The 16,511-nt window shown below is 51.9% G+C and carries 14 protein-coding genes; 4 read left to right on the forward strand and 10 right to left on the reverse strand.

From position 1 onward, the window contains the following. Position 1: 1 nt before the first annotated feature. The 7 genes from cdsA to rpsB form a co-directional block, all read right to left on the reverse strand. Positions 2 to 859 carry a phosphatidate cytidylyltransferase gene (cdsA, locus tag OGY13_RS08940; protein ID WP_111466091.1) on the reverse strand — a complete coding sequence of 286 codons (858 nt, stop codon included), beginning with the start codon at positions 857 to 859 and terminating at the stop codon, positions 2 to 4. Positions 860 to 871: 12 nt separating this feature from the next. Beyond that, entirely contained in the window at positions 872 to 1,630 is a 759-nt protein-coding gene (gene ispU, locus OGY13_RS08945; RefSeq protein ID WP_008786266.1) for a (2E,6E)-farnesyl-diphosphate-specific ditrans,polycis-undecaprenyl-diphosphate synthase, read from the reverse strand. Positions 1,631 to 1,817: 187 nt separating this feature from the next. Continuing rightward, positions 1,818 to 3,014 (reverse strand): 1-deoxy-D-xylulose-5-phosphate reductoisomerase, encoded by a 1,197-nt coding sequence (ispC, locus tag OGY13_RS08950; protein ID WP_003829176.1) that lies wholly within the window; start codon positions 3,012 to 3,014, stop codon positions 1,818 to 1,820. Positions 3,015 to 3,197: 183 nt separating this feature from the next. Next, positions 3,198 to 3,755, reverse strand: a complete 558-nt coding sequence (gene frr / locus OGY13_RS08955; RefSeq protein ID WP_003018547.1) for a ribosome recycling factor — start codon at positions 3,753 to 3,755, stop codon at positions 3,198 to 3,200. Positions 3,756 to 3,894: 139 nt separating this feature from the next. Next, on the reverse strand, positions 3,895 to 4,620 hold the full coding sequence (pyrH, locus tag OGY13_RS08960; protein WP_003018549.1) for a UMP kinase: 726 nt from the start codon (positions 4,618 to 4,620) through the stop codon (positions 3,895 to 3,897). A 145-nt stretch (positions 4,621 to 4,765) separates the two neighbouring features. Then, positions 4,766 to 5,617, reverse strand: a complete 852-nt coding sequence (gene tsf, locus OGY13_RS08965) for a translation elongation factor Ts (protein WP_186413705.1) — start codon at positions 5,615 to 5,617, stop codon at positions 4,766 to 4,768. 264 nt (positions 5,618 to 5,881) lie between these two features. Beyond that, a complete protein-coding gene (rpsB, locus tag OGY13_RS08970) occupies positions 5,882 to 6,607 on the reverse strand; it encodes a 30S ribosomal protein S2 (protein ID WP_003018553.1) in 726 nt (241 codons plus the stop codon). Between the two features lie 449 nt (positions 6,608 to 7,056). On the opposite strand from rpsB, the gene map reads away from it, so the two are divergent. The 4 genes from map to OGY13_RS08990 all read left to right on the forward strand — a co-directional run bounded on the left by map (position 7,057) and on the right by OGY13_RS08990 (position 11,989). After that, positions 7,057 to 7,851: a type I methionyl aminopeptidase gene (map, locus tag OGY13_RS08975; protein WP_003829182.1), complete on the forward strand. Its 795-nt coding sequence runs from the start codon at positions 7,057 to 7,059 to the stop codon at positions 7,849 to 7,851. Positions 7,852 to 7,964: 113 nt separating this feature from the next. Further along, positions 7,965 to 10,637: a bifunctional uridylyltransferase/uridylyl-removing protein GlnD gene (gene glnD, locus OGY13_RS08980; protein WP_003829184.1), complete on the forward strand. Its 2,673-nt coding sequence runs from the start codon at positions 7,965 to 7,967 to the stop codon at positions 10,635 to 10,637. Between the two features lie 31 nt (positions 10,638 to 10,668). Next, positions 10,669 to 11,493 (forward strand): 2,3,4,5-tetrahydropyridine-2,6-dicarboxylate N-succinyltransferase, encoded by an 825-nt coding sequence (gene dapD / locus OGY13_RS08985; protein WP_003829186.1) that lies wholly within the window; start codon positions 10,669 to 10,671, stop codon positions 11,491 to 11,493. Between the two features lie 109 nt (positions 11,494 to 11,602). Beyond that, positions 11,603 to 11,989, forward strand: coding sequence for a DUF3461 family protein (locus OGY13_RS08990; RefSeq protein ID WP_005132126.1), 387 nt, complete (start codon positions 11,603 to 11,605; stop codon positions 11,987 to 11,989). Positions 11,990 to 12,083: 94 nt separating this feature from the next. Here the strand turns inward: OGY13_RS08990 and cdaR are convergent, their stop codons facing one another. The 3 genes from cdaR to dgt all read right to left on the reverse strand — a co-directional run bounded on the left by cdaR (position 12,084) and on the right by dgt (position 16,470). Beyond that, positions 12,084 to 13,241: a DNA-binding transcriptional regulator CdaR gene (cdaR, locus tag OGY13_RS08995; protein WP_003829189.1), complete on the reverse strand. Its 1,158-nt coding sequence runs from the start codon at positions 13,239 to 13,241 to the stop codon at positions 12,084 to 12,086. A gap of 148 nt (positions 13,242 to 13,389) precedes the next feature. Then, the gene (degP, locus tag OGY13_RS09000) at positions 13,390 to 14,823 is read right to left on the reverse strand and encodes a serine endoprotease DegP (protein WP_003829191.1); all 1,434 of its coding nucleotides are present in this window, start codon (positions 14,821 to 14,823) and stop codon (positions 13,390 to 13,392) included. A 129-nt stretch (positions 14,824 to 14,952) separates the two neighbouring features. Then, a complete protein-coding gene (gene dgt, locus OGY13_RS09005) occupies positions 14,953 to 16,470 on the reverse strand; it encodes a dGTPase (protein ID WP_079934973.1) in 1,518 nt (505 codons plus the stop codon). Positions 16,471 to 16,511: the final 41 nt, after the last annotated feature.

Below are 16,511 nucleotides of genomic sequence, written 5' to 3' on the forward strand. Positions count from 1 at the left end.
GTTAGAGCGTCCTGAACACCAGTAACAACAGGCAGGCAAAGACCGGTACCGCAGCCGTCAGGCTATCAATACGATCCAGAATACCGCCGTGTCCTGGAATTAAGTGACCACTGTCCTTAATACCTGCTTCACGCTTAAACATACTCTCGGTCAGGTCACCCAGCACGGAGGCCAGGGCTGCAACGATGGAGCAAATGAGCAAGGTGACAGGCGCAACTTCAAGATTCGCCCACATGCCATAACCCCATGAGATTACGGCCGCAGTGGCGAGTCCGCCAAAAAAACCCTGCCAGGTTTTTCCAGGAGAAACCTTCGGCGCCAGCTTATGTTTGCCAAATAGCTTACCAAACATATACGCACCAGAGTCCGCTCCCCAGACGAGGATCATGACATACAGCAGCCATAGCGCGCCACTATAATGATTCTCATCATAGTGCCATGCACGTAGCGCCAGCATTCCCCAAAAGAATGGGACAATGGTTAACACGCCGAAAATTATGCGTAATGTTTTGGAATTACGCCAGACCGACGCAGACTCTGGGTAAAACAATACCAGTAACAGTGCTACGACCCACCAGCCCAGCGACGCCCACAGCGATACTTCAACCAGCGGTTGATGGATATCGCGATGGTACTCTGGCAGCAAAAATAGCATCAGTGCCAGCAATAGCCCGCACAAAACCGCCAGCCAGACTCGCTGCGTACGCGTGGTAAAACCGCTTAACTGTCCCCATTCCCAGGCGGCCAACATACAGACGACCAACGTAACAATGGCGAACCCCACCGGCGGCAGCAAAAACAGCGCCGCGATGACAACGGGTATTAAAACAAAAGCAGAAATCAGGCGATACTTCAGCAAAAGCGACCCCCATCAGGCTTTTTCATCACCGGGTTCGGTGCCGCCGAAACGACGCTCACGATTAGCAAAGGCATGCAGCGCACCTTCAAAGTCTTGTTCATCGAAATCGGGCCAGAGAACATCGGTAAAGTAAAGTTCGGCATAGGCAATTTGCCACAACAGAAAATTACTAATTCGGTGCTCTCCCCCAGTCCTTATCACTAAATCCACAGGAGCCAGCTCATGCATACAAATTTGCTGCCCAAGCATCTCTTCATCGATTTGCTCAGGATGCAGCACACCGTCCTGCACCTGTTGTGCCAGTTGCCTGACTCCCTGGACAATATCCCACCGTCCACCGTAATTCGCTGCAATATTCAGCGTCAACCCGGTATTCTGGGCGGTAATCGCTTCTGATTTGCGAATCCGTTCTTGCAAACGTGAGTTAAATCGACTGATATCCCCGATAATACGCAGGCGTACGTTATGGCGATGCAGGTTTTTCACTTCGCTATCAAGTGCCCACACAAACAGTTCCATTAACGCGCTCACTTCCTGCGCAGGTCGGTTCCAGTTCTCACTGCTAAAGGCATACAGCGTTAACGCATCAATACCGTTATTGGCAGCAAAAGAGACAGCCCGGCGGACGGATTTTGCTCCAGCCTTATGCCCAAAGGCGCGAATCTTCCCTTGCTTTTTCGCCCAGCGGCCATTGCCATCCATGATAATTGCGACATGGCGACAACCATGTGCTGGCAAATTTTCGCTTAATGGTTTAGTTGCAGACAACATAACGCGTTATTAGTCCCTGAAAGGATTTACGGTACTCAGGAATACTGAAGCCTATCCACAAAAAAGCCGTGTCAAACCACGGCTTACCCGACCGAAAAAAAGCAAATACCCGCGATCGGGTGGCGCAGACTATATCACTGAAGCCCAACGCTAACAAATAGCACGATTCTCCGTAGAGGGATTATCATCAGCTTGAGAGTCGCATCACTTCTTTTCTGGCGACTTCCCGCGCGATGGCATCGACCTTCAACACGTCGTCAACACTCTGTGGTTCCTGCAAATCCATCTTATCCAGTACAGATAAATTGAGATCGGCAATATCGGTAAATCGGATCTGCTGCGCCAGGAATGCGGCAACGGTAATTTCATTCGCGGCATTGAGTGCGGTCGTCGCCGCCTGACCTTGCTCAAACGCGTCCATCGCCAGTTTCAGGCACGGATAACGCTGGTAATCAGGTGCGGAAAACGTCAACGCACTGAGTTTGCAAAAGTCGACAGGCTTAACACCGGACGTCACACGTTCTGGCCATGCCATCGTATGGGCAATAGGTGTACGCATATCAGGTTCACCCAACTGCGCCAGAACACTACCATCCTGATAACGGACCATCGAATGAATAACCGACTGCGGGTGAATCAGCACTTCCATCTGGCTTGCGCTGGCATTAAATAACCAACGCGCTTCAATGTATTCCAGACCTTTGTTCATCATGGTGGCGGAATCGACAGAGATTTTTCGTCCCATCGACCAATTCGGATGACGGCATGCCTGATCGGGGGTCATAGAGACCAGATCGCGCAATGGCGTTTCACGGAATGGGCCACCAGACCCGGTAAGCAGAACTGACATGACGCCGTTTTGCTCAAGGTCAGCGTATCCCAGATTGTGTTGGATAGGTTGCGGTAAACTCTGAAAAATCGCGTTATGCTCGCTATCTACCGGCAAAAGCTGCGCTTTGTGGCGTTTCACGTCGTCCATAAACAGACGACCGCAGGTCACCAGAGATTCTTTATTCGCCAGCAAAATGCTTTTGCTCGCACGAATTGCCGCCAGCGTCGGCAGCAAACCCGCTGCGCCGACAATCGCCGCCATGACCTGATCAACATCATCCAGCGCAGCCATATCACAGGCAGCCTGCTGCCCGCTCATCACCTCGGTACGGCTACCCTGTGCCAAAAGAGCAGCTTTTACCTGTGCCGCGCTTTTTTCATCATCCATTACCGCATAGCGAGGCGCAAACTCCAGGCATTGCTCTACCATACGGGCAACATTTTTACCCGCCACCAACGCAGCAACACGAAATTTTTCCGGGTTATGGCGTACTACATCCAGCGTACTGCAACCAATGGAACCGGTTGATCCCAGGATGGTTAATTGCTTCATCGGACATCCAGAAGAATTTTACTCGTCATACTTCAAGTTGCATGTACGTTGGCTTTACTCGGCCTTTGGCGTCACCGCCTTCCTGCAACTTGAATTATTTAGAGTATGTAGACAGAAAAAAGCAAAACGCCGCCATCCAGCCTTCTCAGGCCTTCTAAGCGGCGTTTTTAGCGTACAGGCGAATCAGAACTGCATCAGTTCTGCTTCTTTCTCTGCCAGCGCCGCATCAACTTTTTTGATTGCTGCGTCAGTCAGTTTCTGTACGTCGTCCTGAGAACGGCGATCGTCATCTTCGCTGATCTCTTTTTCTTTCAACAACGCTTTCACTTTGTCGTTTGCATCGCGGCGTACGTTACGTACCGCAACACGCGCGCCTTCAGCTTCACCACGTACGATCTTGGTCAGATCTTTACGACGTTCTTCGGTCAGCGGCGGCAGCGGAACGCGGATGTCAGAGCCCGCAGAGCTTGGATTTAGACCGAGGTCGGAAGCCATGATTGCTTTCTCAACGGCTGGACCCATAGAACGGTCAAATACGTTGATTTTCAGGGTACGGGAATCTTCAACCGTTACGCTTGCCAGCTGGCGCAGCGGAGTCGGCGTGCCGTAATATTCCACGACAATACCATCCAGCAGGCTAGGAGAAGCACGACCCGTGCGAATTTTGCTGATTTGGTTTTTGAACGCTTCGACGCATTTGTCCATGCGTACTTCAGCATCTTTTCTGATATCGTTGATCACGTTACGAATCCTTGAAAGCTTGTTTCAGTCAGACCATACCCGCCACGCAAGATGTGACAAGTATAGTCTTGATTAATTTTGAGGGACGTATCCCGCGACATTAAAGCGGAATATTACCTGCATTTAGCCGCAACGGGAATTATTCCGTGATTAACGTGCCTTCTTTTTCACCCATAACAACACGGCGCAGTGCACCTGGTTTGTTCATGTTAAAGACACGAATCGGTAATTTGTGGTCACGAGCCAGCGTGAACGCGGCAAGATCCATTACTTTCAGCTCTTTATCCAGTACTTCAGTGTAGGTCAACTGTTCGTACATGGTCGCCGTTGGATCTTTAGCCGGGTCGGCAGTAAATACACCATCGACTTTGGTGGCTTTCAGAACCACATCCGCTTCAATTTCAATACCGCGCAGGCAGGCTGCAGAATCGGTGGTGAAGAACGGATTGCCGGTACCCGCAGACAAAATAACAACGCGGTTGTTACGCAGCAGGCTGATAGCTTCGGCCCAGCTGTAGTTATCACACACGCCGTTCAGAGGAATTGCGGACATCAAGCGAGCGTTCACATAGGCGCGGTGAAGCGCATCGCGCATCGCCAGACCGTTCATTACGGTGGCTAACATGCCCATGTGGTCGCCCACAACGCGGTTCATCCCCGCTTTCGCCAGACCAGCGCCACGGAACAGGTTACCACCACCAATCACTACGCCAACCTGAATACCCAGCTCAACCAGCTCTTTGATTTCCTGAGCCATGCGGTCGAGGATGCTTGCATCAATACCGAAGCCTTCTGAACCTTGCAGAGCTTCGCCACTTAACTTAAGCAGAATACGTTTGTAGACGGGTTTTGCATTGGTAGCCATGTTTCTTTCCTGAGACTGTCAACGAATGAGATGAGTTAATTCCGGCGACATTGTATGTCGCTTTTCAGCATGACCACTATAGCGGTTCGCTGAATTTACAAGCCAGACACAAAAAGAAGCCGCCCTCAGGCGGCTCCTTTAAAAATTAAGACTGCTTGGACATCGCAGCAACTTCTGCTGCAAAGTCAGTCTCAACTTTCTCGATGCCTTCACCCACTTCAAAGCGGATGAAACCAGTTACGTCAGCGTTATGCTCTTTCAGCAGCTGACCAACAGATTTGCTCGGTTCCATGACGAAAGGCTGACCGGTCAGAGAAACTTCGCCGGTGAATTTCTTCATGCGGCCTTCAACCATTTTCTCTGCGATTTCTTTCGGCTTGCCAGACTGCATAGCGATGTCCAGCTGAACCTGGTATTCTTTTTCTACCACTTCAGCGGAAACGTCTTCCGGTTTAACGAATTCTGGTTTGCTTGCAGCAACGTGCATTGCCAGCTGTTTAACCAGTTCTTCGTTAGCGCCAGTTGCAGCAACCAGAACACCGATACGAGCACCGTGCTGGTAGTTACCCAGAACTTCGCCTTCCAGGGAAGCAACGCGACGGATGTTGATGTTCTCACCGATTTTAGCAACCAGAGCAACACGTTCTTCTTCGAACTGTGCTTTCAGAACTTCAACGTCAGTGATTTTGCCAGCAACGGCAGCGTCCAGTACTTTGTCAGCAAATGCCTGGAAACCAGCATCTTTAGCAACGAAGTCAGTCTGGCAGTTAACTTCCAGAATGAAAGCGATGTTGCCGTCGATTTTGGTTTTGATTACGCCGTCAGCAGCAACGTTGCCTGCTTTTTTCGCCGCTTTGATTGCACCGGACTTACGCATGTTTTCGATTGCCAGCTCGATGTCGCCATTAGCTTCAGTCAGTGCTTTTTTGCAATCCATCATGCCTGCGCCAGTACGCTCACGCAGCTCTTTTACCAGGGATGCGGTAATTTCAGCCATTCTAAAATCCTCGGAAGATTTGATCTGCCCGGCATGAAACCGCACAGATTTAAAAGTGAAAAAGGGGGCCATATACAGGCCCCCTAACCAAACGTGATACTACCTGGCCTATATCCGTCATTCTTCCAGCTGCAGGTGCGTTGTTTTCCTTACTCACCCCAGTCACTTACTTATGTAAGCTCCGGGGGATTCGTTGCGTCAACGCCTTCCTGCAACTCGAATTATCTTGGATATATAAGGGGTCGCTCTAACGAGCGTGCCTTATTATTCAGCTTCTACGAAGCTTTCTTCCGCCTGGGAAGCCAGATCCTGAGAACGGCCTTCACGAACGGTAGTAGCTACAGCGCCCAGGTACAGGGTCACAGCACGGATTGCGTCGTCGTTACCCGGGATAACGAAGTCAACACCGTCCGGATCAGAGTTGGTATCAACGATAGCAAATACTGGGATACCCAGGTTGTTTGCTTCTTTGATAGCAATGTGCTCGTGGTCAGCATCGATTACGAACAGAGCGTCCGGCAGACCGCCCATGTCTTTGATACCGCCCAGGCTGTTTTCCAGTTTCTCAAGCTCACGAGTACGCATCAGCGCTTCTTTCTTGGTCAGCTTTTCGAAAGTACCGTCCTGAGACTGAGTTTCCAGATCTTTCAGACGTTTGATGGACTGACGAACGGTTTTCCAGTTAGTCAGCATACCGCCCAGCCAGCGATGGTTCACGAAGAACTGGTCGCAGCTGTTAGCAGCTTCTTTCACCGCTTCGCTTGCAGCGCGTTTAGTACCAACGAAAAGGATTTTACCTTTACGAGCAGAGATCTTGTTCAGTTCAGCCAGAGCTTCGTTGAACATCGGTACAGTTTTCTCAAGGTTGATGATGTGAACTTTGTTACGCGCACCGAAGATGAACGGCTTCATTTTCGGGTTCCAGTAACGGGTCTGGTGACCGAAGTGAACACCAGCCTTGAGCATGTCGCGCATGGAAACAGTTGCCATGATTAAAACCTCTATATATAAAAGTTGGGGTTAAGCCTCCACGCACCCCATATTACCGACCCCAAAGGGCACCCCGGAATATGTGCCGATACGTGTGTGTTGTTACACAAAGTGAGATTTGTCGCTCCCGTCCATCGTGTGTAGTCTTCGAATGGATCGGAAGTCCGGCGCGCTTTATACCACAAATACGCCACCGACACCAATAATTGTTGGCGGTCTGTGCTGAATGAACGATGAATTTCGTGTTACAGGAAGGCGGCAAATTTTTGAATCCCCGGGAGCTTACAACCAGTAAGTGACTGGGGTGAAAAAATGTAGCCAACGCATCTGTGGCACGAAAGGCGAAGTTCAGAATGATTCTCAATTTGGCAGGGTACACCCCAGACTGATACCATTGGCAGCACTTAAACAATTATTGCCGATATCATCGGCACTGATGGACAGAATTTATGGCTATCTCAATCAAGACCCCTGAAGAAATCGAAAAAATGCGCGTCGCTGGCCGCCTGGCCGCTGATGTACTGGAAATGATCGCGCCGTTTGTTAAACCGGGCGTCAGCACCGGCGAGCTGGATCGCCTCTGTAATGACTACATCGTGAATGAGCAGCAGGCTATTTCCGCCTGCCTGGGCTATCACGGCTATCCGAAATCCGTATGTATCTCTATTAATGAAGTCGTGTGCCACGGGATCCCGGACGACGCCAAACTTCTGAAAGACGGCGACATCGTCAACATCGACGTAACCGTGATTAAAGACGAGTACCACGGCGATACCTCCAAGATGTTTATCGTCGGCAAACCTACTATTCTGGGCGAGCGTCTGTGCCGCGTCACACAGGAAAGCCTGTACCTGGCGCTGCGAATGGTAAAACCGGGCATTCGCCTGCGCACGCTGGGCGCTGCGATTCAGAAATACGCGGAAGGCGAAGGTTTCTCTGTTGTTCGTGAATACTGCGGTCACGGTATCGGTCGCGGCTTCCATGAAGAGCCACAGGTTCTGCACTACGATGCAGACGACGGTGGTGTGGTACTGCAGCCGGGCATGACGTTCACCATAGAACCGATGCTGAATGCCGGTGATTACCGCATCCGCACCATGAAAGACGGCTGGACGGTGAAAACCAAAGACCGGAGCTTGTCTGCACAGTACGAGCATACTATTGTAGTGACGGAAAACGGCTGTGAAATTCTGACGTTACGCAAGGATGACACCATCCCGGCGATCATCACACACGGCGAATAATGTTTTGCCTGATGGCGATGCATTCGCATCTTATCAGGCCTACAAATTGTACTACTTAGTAGGCCGGATAAGGCGTTCACGCCATCATCCGGCTTTTTAATGGGTGGCGCATAATGAATACTCTTCCTGAACAGCACGCAAATACTGCCCTCCCCACCCTGCCTGGCCAACCGCAAAACCCAGGGACATGGCCACAGCAAGATCTCAACTGCTCTGGCATTAAAGCGCATATCGACACCTTCCAGAACTGGTTAGGCGAAGCGTTTGACAGTGGAATTTCCGCAGAACAGCTCATTGAGGCCCGCACCGAATTTATTGACCAACTGCTACAGCGTTTGTGGATAGAAGCTGGGTTCGGGCAAATAGCCGATCTGGCGCTGGTTGCCGTTGGCGGCTACGGGCGAGGCGAACTGCACCCGCTTTCCGATATTGACCTGCTGATCCTGAGTCGTAAAAAGCTGCCTGATGCGCAGGCCGAGAAAGTCGGTGAGCTGTTAACGCTGCTATGGGACGTGAGGCTGGAGGTTGGGCATAGCGTGCGTACGCTGGAAGAGTGTCTGCTGGAAGGATTATCAGATTTAACCGTCGCCACCAACCTGATTGAAACACGCTTGCTGATCGGCGATGTGGCGCTGTTTCTGGAGCTGCAAAAGCATATTTTTAGCGAAGGTTTCTGGCCTTCCGACAAGTTTTACGCCGCTAAAGTGGAAGAGCAGAATCAGCGCCACCAGCGCTATCACGGCACCAGCTACAACCTGGAGCCGGACATCAAAAGCAGTCCCGGCGGCCTGCGCGATATCCATACCCTGCAATGGGTGGCGCGTCGCCATTTTGGCGCCACCTCACTGGACGAAATGGTCGGCTTCGGCTTTTTGACACTGGCTGAACGCGCCGAGCTGAATGAATGTTTGCATATCCTGTGGCGGATTCGCTTCGCCCTGCATCTGGTCGTTAGTCGTTACGACAACCGCCTGCTGTTTGACCGCCAGCTCAGCGTGGCGCAACGGCTAAACTACGGCGGCGAAGGCAACGAGCCTATCGAGCGGATGATGAAAGACTATTTCCGCGTCACCCGACGGGTCAGCGAACTGAATCACATGCTGTTGCAACTGTTCGACGAGGCGATCCTCGCCATGCCCGCCGATGAAAAACCGCGCCCGATTGATGACGACTTCCAACTGCGCGGCACGTTGATCGATCTGCGCAACGACGATCTGTTTATCCGCAAACCAGAAGCGATACTGCGGATGTTTTACATCATGGTGCGTAACAGCGCGATCAGCGGGATTTACTCCACCACGCTGCGCCATTTGCGTCATGCCCGCCGTCATTTAACGCAGCCGCTGTGCTACATCCCGGAAGCGCGATCGCTGTTTCTCAGTATGTTGCGTCATCCGGGTGCGGTGAGCCGCGGTCTGCTGCCAATGCATCGCCACAGCGTGTTGTGGGCTTATATGCCGCAATGGTCGCATATAGTCGGCCAAATGCAGTTTGACCTGTTTCATGCCTATACGGTGGATGAACACACCATCCGCGTAATGCTCAAGCTGGAAAGTTTTGCCAACGAAGAGACCCGTCAGCGCCATCCGCTATGCGTGGATCTATGGCCGCGTCTGCGACAGCCGGAGTTGATTCTGATTGCCGCGCTGTTCCACGATATCGCCAAAGGTCGCGGCGGCGATCACTCGGTGCTCGGCGCTCAGGACGTGCTCAAGTTCGCCGAACTGCACGGCCTGAATTCCCGCGAAACGCAGCTGATCGTGTGGCTGGTGCGCCAGCATTTGCTGATGTCGGTGACCGCTCAGCGCCGCGATATTCAGGATCCCGAAGTAATTAAGCAATTCGCCGAAGAGGTACAAACGGAACACCGTCTGCGCTTTTTGGTGTGTCTGACCGTCGCGGATATTTGCGCCACCAACGAAACGCTGTGGAATAGCTGGAAGCAAAGCCTGTTACGCGAGCTGTACTTCGCAACGGAAAAACAACTCCGTCGTGGCATGCAAAATACGCCGGATATGCGTGAGCGTGTACGCCATCATCAGCTTCAGGCGCTGGCGCTACTGCGAATGGACAACATTGATGAAGAAGCGTTGCACCACATCTGGTCACGCTGTCGCGCCAACTACTTCGTGCGTCACAGCCCAAATCAGCTGGCCTGGCATGCGCGCCATCTGCTGCAACACGATCTCAGCAAGCCGCTGATCCTGCTCAGCCCACAGGCCACGCGCGGCGGGACAGAAATTTTCATCTGGAGCCCTGACCGCCCTTACCTGTTTGCCGCCGTCTGCGCTGAACTGGACAGGCGTAATCTTAGCGTCCACGATGCGCAGATTTTCACTACCCGCGATGGGATGGCGATGGATACGTTCATCGTGCTGGAACCGGACGGCAGCCCGTTGTCTTCAGATCGACACGAAGCGATCCGTTTTGGACTGGAACAGGCCATCACGCAGCGCAGTTGGCAGCCACCGCAACCGCGTCGCCAGCCGGCAAAATTACGCCACTTTACCGTCGATACTGAGGTCACCTTTTTGCCGACCCATACCGACCGAAAATCATTCCTGGAGCTTATCGCTCTCGACCAGCCCGGCCTGCTGGCGCGGGTCGGGCAGATTTTTGCCGATCTGGGAATTTCGCTGCATGGCGCCCGAATTACAACCATTGGCGAGCGAGTAGAAGATTTATTCATAATCGCCACCGCCGACCGGCGCGCCCTTAATAATGAGCTGCAGCAGGAAGTGCATCAACGGTTGACAGAGGCCCTCAATCCAAACGATAAAGGGTGATGTTTTTATTTATTATGGAAAGAGTTTAACAATGCAGCAGTTACAGAACGTTATTGAGTCCGCTTTCGAGCGCCGTGCCGACATTACTCCGGCAAATGTAGATACCGTAACCCGCGAAGCGGTGAATCAGGTTATTTCTTTACTGGATTCCGGTGCACTGCGCGTCGCAGAGAAGATTGAGGGTCAGTGGGTCACGCATCAGTGGCTGAAAAAGGCGGTCCTGCTCTCTTTCCGTATTAACGATAATCAGGTCATCGAAGGTGCGGAAAGCCGTTACTTCGATAAAGTACCGATGAAATTCGCCAACTACGACGAAGCGCGCTTCCAGAAGGAAGGTTTCCGCGTGGTTCCGCCTGCGGCCGTGCGTCAGGGTGCATTTATCGCCCGTAACACCGTGCTGATGCCATCTTACGTAAACATCGGCGCTTATGTTGATGAAGGTACGATGGTTGATACCTGGGCGACAGTCGGTTCCTGTGCGCAAATCGGTAAAAACGTACACCTGTCCGGCGGCGTTGGCATCGGCGGCGTACTGGAGCCGTTGCAGGCTAACCCAACCATCATCGAAGACAACTGCTTCATCGGCGCACGCTCTGAAGTGGTTGAAGGCGTGATCGTCGAAGAAGGTTCTGTTATCTCCATGGGCGTGTACATCGGTCAGAGCACCCGTATTTACGATCGCGAAACTGGCGAAGTGCATTACGGTCGCGTTCCGGCAGGCTCCGTGGTCGTCTCCGGCAACCTGCCGTCGAAAGATGGTAAATACAGCCTGTACTGCGCGGTGATTGTGAAGAAAGTCGATGCCAAAACGCGTGGCAAAGTGGGAATCAACGAACTGTTGCGCACTATCGACTAACAGCGATTTGAAAAAGCGGGCTTAGCCCGCTTTTTTTACATCTGCGAGTGGCATAAACAAGGCTTTTCGTTAATTATTCAATGGTTATAGTGAGCTTAAGGGTACCGCTATGTATGACAATCTGAAAAGTCTGGGCATTACTAATCCTGAAGAGATCGATCGTTACAGCCTGCGGCAAGAAGCCAACAACGATATCCTGAAAATCTATTTCCAAAAGGATAAAGGCGAGTTTTTTGCCAAGAGCGTGAAGTTCAAATATCCCCGTCAGCGCAAAACGGTGGTAGCTGATGGCATCGGCCAGGGTTACAAAGAAGTGCAGGAGATCAGTCCCAACCTGCGCTATGTGATCGATGAACTGGATCAGATCTGCCAGCGCGATCGCAGCGAAGTCGATCTTAAACGCAAGATCCTTGATGATTTACGTCATCTCGAAAGCGTCGTGACCAACAAGATCAGCGAAATTGAAGCCGATCTGGAAAAACTGACGCGTAAATAAGCCGTTTGTTGCCGGATGGCGGCGTCTTACGCCTTATCCGGCCTATAGGTATATCCTCGTAGGCCTGATAAGCGTAGCGCCATCAGGCAGTTAATCAATGTTGTTCATCCAGTTGTAACGCCACATACAGCAGCAGTCTGTCGTCAAAATTCCCCAGATCCAGCCCGGTCAGTTCTGAAATACGATTCAGGCGATATTCCAGCGTATTGCGGTGAATAAACAGTGCCTTTGAGGTGGCCAGCGGCTGGACGTTATGACGAAACCATGCCGCCAATGTCCGACGCAGCAACCCATTGTTATCCATCGCTTTCAGCCTCACCAACGGACGCGCCAGCTCATTGGCCTGCCAGCCGCCGCGCAGGCTGTCCAGCAGTACTGGCAGCATCAAATCCTGATAGAAATAGCTACGGCTTTCCGGCATCCGCTGCTTGCCGACCATCATGGTAGTGCGCGCCGTACGATACGAACGGGCAATGCTACCGGGCCCGGTAAAATAGTTGCCCAGCGATACGCGAAAACGCAGCTGTCCGTTCTCTTTCATACGGGCAATAAGCTGCTCAACGCGCTTACGATGATCTTCAGCGTCCCAGCGGCCAAACTGATTGAGCGCCGGTTTCAGCACCACCATCTCGGTCAGGGAAACAATCGCAATCAGATTATTACGTTCGGGTGTGGTCAACGCATTCTGCAATTGCTGTAACTCCGCCATCGCACTGTCAACGCCAAGCTGGCCACTATCGACCTCCAACACCGCCACCACGCGTGGCTGGTTCAAATCAATGCCTAAACGCTGGGCCCATTCCATCAGCGCTGGCGTATTCTCTTCCGCCTGAATCAGGTTCATCACCAGCTCTTCACGCAGACGGCTATCCTGCGCTAACAGATGCATCAAGCGCGACTGTTCCAGCATCATTTCGGCGGTCATACATACTAACTCGCCGTATTTGCGCAGATGCTCCGGCTCGCCGGTAAGGCCGATAACGCCAACGATTTCGCCTTCCAGACGTAGAGGCAGGTTTATCCCCTGTCGTACACCGTGCAAGTGACGTGCCACCGCATCGTCGATATCGACCACCCGACCCTGCGAAAGCACCAGCAGCGCGCCTTCGTGCAATTCACCAATACGTTCGCGATCGCCGCTGCCGATTATCCGCCCACGGGCATCCATTACGTTGATATTGGTATCAATGATGCGCATGGTACGCGCCACGATATCCTGCGCCATTTTGGTATCAAGATGCCAACCAGCCATAAACCCCTCCTGTGAGCAGAGCTCAAGCATAGGGAAGATAATAAGCGGCGACATTGTGCAAATGCACAAAGCGAAAGGGAGAAGTATGGAGTTGTGGGAAGTATCACAAAAAGAAACCCCTTCCTGTACAGGAAGGGGTTGAGGGAGATTACTGCATCAACAGATAGATGGAGCTGTCACCGCGCTGAATGTTCAGCGCCAGTACAGCCGGTTTGCTGTCGAGGATTTTGCGCAGTTCAGCGATGTTTTTCACCGGCTGCTGGTTCGCGCCGATAATCACATCCCCTTTCTTCAGGCCAATCTGTGCAGCCGGAGAATTCGGTTTCACGTCGCTTACCACGACACCTTTGTCCTGGCCTTTGTTGCTCATATCGGCACCTTCGATGCCTTTAAAGATAGAGCTGGAGTCAACCTGAGTCTGGCTGCTCTGCTGCAATTCCAGGTTCACGGTGACCGGCTTGCCGTCACGCAGCAGACCCAGGGTGATTTTGCTGCCAACCGGCATCGTACCGACCTGCGCACGCAGGGCGGCGAAGCTGCTGATAGGTTTGCCGTTCAGGGAGGTAATCACATCCCCGGCTTTAATCCCCGCTTTCGCTGCGGAAGAGTTCGGCATCACCTGGCTGACGAATGCGCCACGCTGAGCGTCAACTTTCATCGCTTTCGCCAGCTCAGAGCTCAGCTCGGTACCCATAATGCCCAGCTCACCGCGTTTAACCTGGCCAAACTCAACCATCTGCGAGGTCAGGTTTTTCACCATGTTGCTTGGGATCGCAAAACCGATACCGATGTTACCGCCGTCCGGCGCGAGGATCGCGGTGTTAATACCGATCAGCTCACCGTTCAGGTTGACCAGCGCACCACCGGAGTTACCCCGGTTGATCGCAGCATCCGTCTGAATAAAGTTTTCGTAGTTTTCCGCATTCAGGCCGCTACGGCCCAGTGCAGAAACGATACCGGAAGTCACCGTTTCGCCGAGGCCAAACGGGTTACCAATTGCCACGGTGTAATCACCCACGCGCAGCGCATCGGAATCTGCCAGCTTAATCGCCGTCAGGTTTTTCGGATCCTGAATTTGGATCAGCGCGATATCGGAGCGCGGATCTTTACCCACGATCTTCGCGTCAAATTTACGACCATCGCTCAACTGAACTTTAATCACCGTGGCGTTATCTACCACGTGGTTATTGGTCACGACATACCCTTTCGCGGCATCAATAATTACGCCGGAACCGAGTGCCATAAATTTCTGCTGCTGGCCGCCGCCATTGTCAGCGCCCGGTGCGCCGCCCTGGCAGAACGGAGAACTCTGGAACGGAGAACCGTCCTGGCAGAACGGTGAATTATCACCGAAGAACTGCTGGAAATTACGCGGCATGCGCGGCGTATTTACCGTCGTGCTCCCCTCGACGTTAATACTTACCACCGATGGCATCACTTTTTCGAGCATCGGGGCCAGGCTTGGCATCTGTTGGGCGGTCATTGCTGAAGACGACGTCTCAGCCGCTGTAGCAGACAGGGGGGACAACGCCAAACCTAAACTCAGAGCCAGTGCACTCATTGCTAATGTGGTTTTTTTCATGTGTTTCGTTCTCGATTAACAGGTAACGCAAAATTGCTGTATACGTCAGAGTCGTTTTATAGCGCTAAGTTCCAGAATTAAGTTTAAGGAAAAAGTAAAATTTTATTGTCCGTCTTTACAAATGAGTATTTATTGTTCTACGGCCATCAAGCGACGATATTCATCCCAGGCATACAAATCTGTCATTCCGCTGATATAATCCTGAATCAGCCGACAGCGATAATAATATTCCAGAACCGAATACTCGGCGCACCCCGTCGATATTTTACTAACCGCCTCAACATACGCAAGACGATGGCGGGTAGACAACTTCTGAAATAAACGGGACTCGATAGGAAAACGTTTTACTCTTTCATTGTCGACCAGTTCAGAAAAATCTGACTGAGACATTTTTAATAACGGCTGATAGATCTCCAGCAACCCGCTGATCACCCGATAGCCCTGTAGTTCCAGTTGTTCAACATCCGGATGGCTAAACACATGTTTTACCGCCACATTTTTATAAACACCCAGTAACTGGCTGAAGCTACTTGCATCTTCTAGCAGCGCATGATTAAAGCTGCCTTCATAAATCTGCGGCAAATTATCAATAAACCGCTGGGCCGCATATGGCACCAGTTTATTCAGCGTATTGACGCGTAAATACATAAAGAACTGATCTTCGGTACTCCGGCTTAATGTATTTGAACGTGACTTCTCCCAGGCGTTTTCAACAACCTGGCTAAACAGGGAACCTTTTTCATGCTGCCCCCACGCCTCATGCAGGTGGTGATAAAGTTGCTCGACGCTAAAGATTCTTTTCTCAACGGCATCTTCCAGATCCGCCACGCAATAAGAGATATCATCGGCAGCTTCCATAATCCAGGTTAATGGAAAGCGACTGTAAGGCGCTAATGATAATTCTTTACGCAACCGCTCAATATACGGTTCTTCAGAAAGGTAATAACCCGGCTTCTTCATTAAATAGTTGTGTGTCTCGGGTGCACTGCCGCGCCACCACGCCGGACGGGTATATTTTAAAATACCGCCAACCTGCGCCCAGGTAAGGTTCATACGCATCAACGTATGCACAAGGCGAATACCCTGCGCATTGCCTTCAAAATGGCACAGGTCCTGGCGTACCTTACGGCGAATATCATTCAGCGACTCTTCGCCTTCACGCAACCGTAATGCCGTCACCTGGCAACGGTCATCACTTAGGGGCTGACTTTCTGCATCTGCGGGATACAGCCGCTGGCGGAACCAGTCATTAATTGCCGCCTCCCCAAAATGGCCAAACGGCGGATTACCAATGTCATGCATCAGGCAGGACATTTCGACAATACTCTCAAATGGCCCTGTCAGTTCATCCAGGCCATACAGCTCAAGCAGCTTTAGTTCTTTCAGTCGGCTGAGGATCTCTTTCGCGATATAGCGCCCAACCTGCTGAACTTCCATCGAGTGCGTCAAGCGCGTGCGTACTGCCGCATTACGCTCCAGCGGAAAGACCTGCGTTTTTTGTTGCAGTCGGCGAATGGCCGGTGAATTGATAATACGTCCGCGATCGCTTTCGAAAATACGCAGGATCTCATGCTCAGTCTTCACGCCCTGCGGCGAACGGTAACGACGATGCCAGTTTATTTTTTTTCGGAAATCGATCTGTGCCATGTCCTCTCCCGCCTGAGAAATGCGCTACCCCTTAAGCGCAT

The sequence above is a fragment of the Citrobacter sp. Cpo045 genome (genome assembly GCF_030332875.1).
Lineage (GTDB): Bacteria > Pseudomonadota > Gammaproteobacteria > Enterobacterales > Enterobacteriaceae > Citrobacter > Citrobacter portucalensis.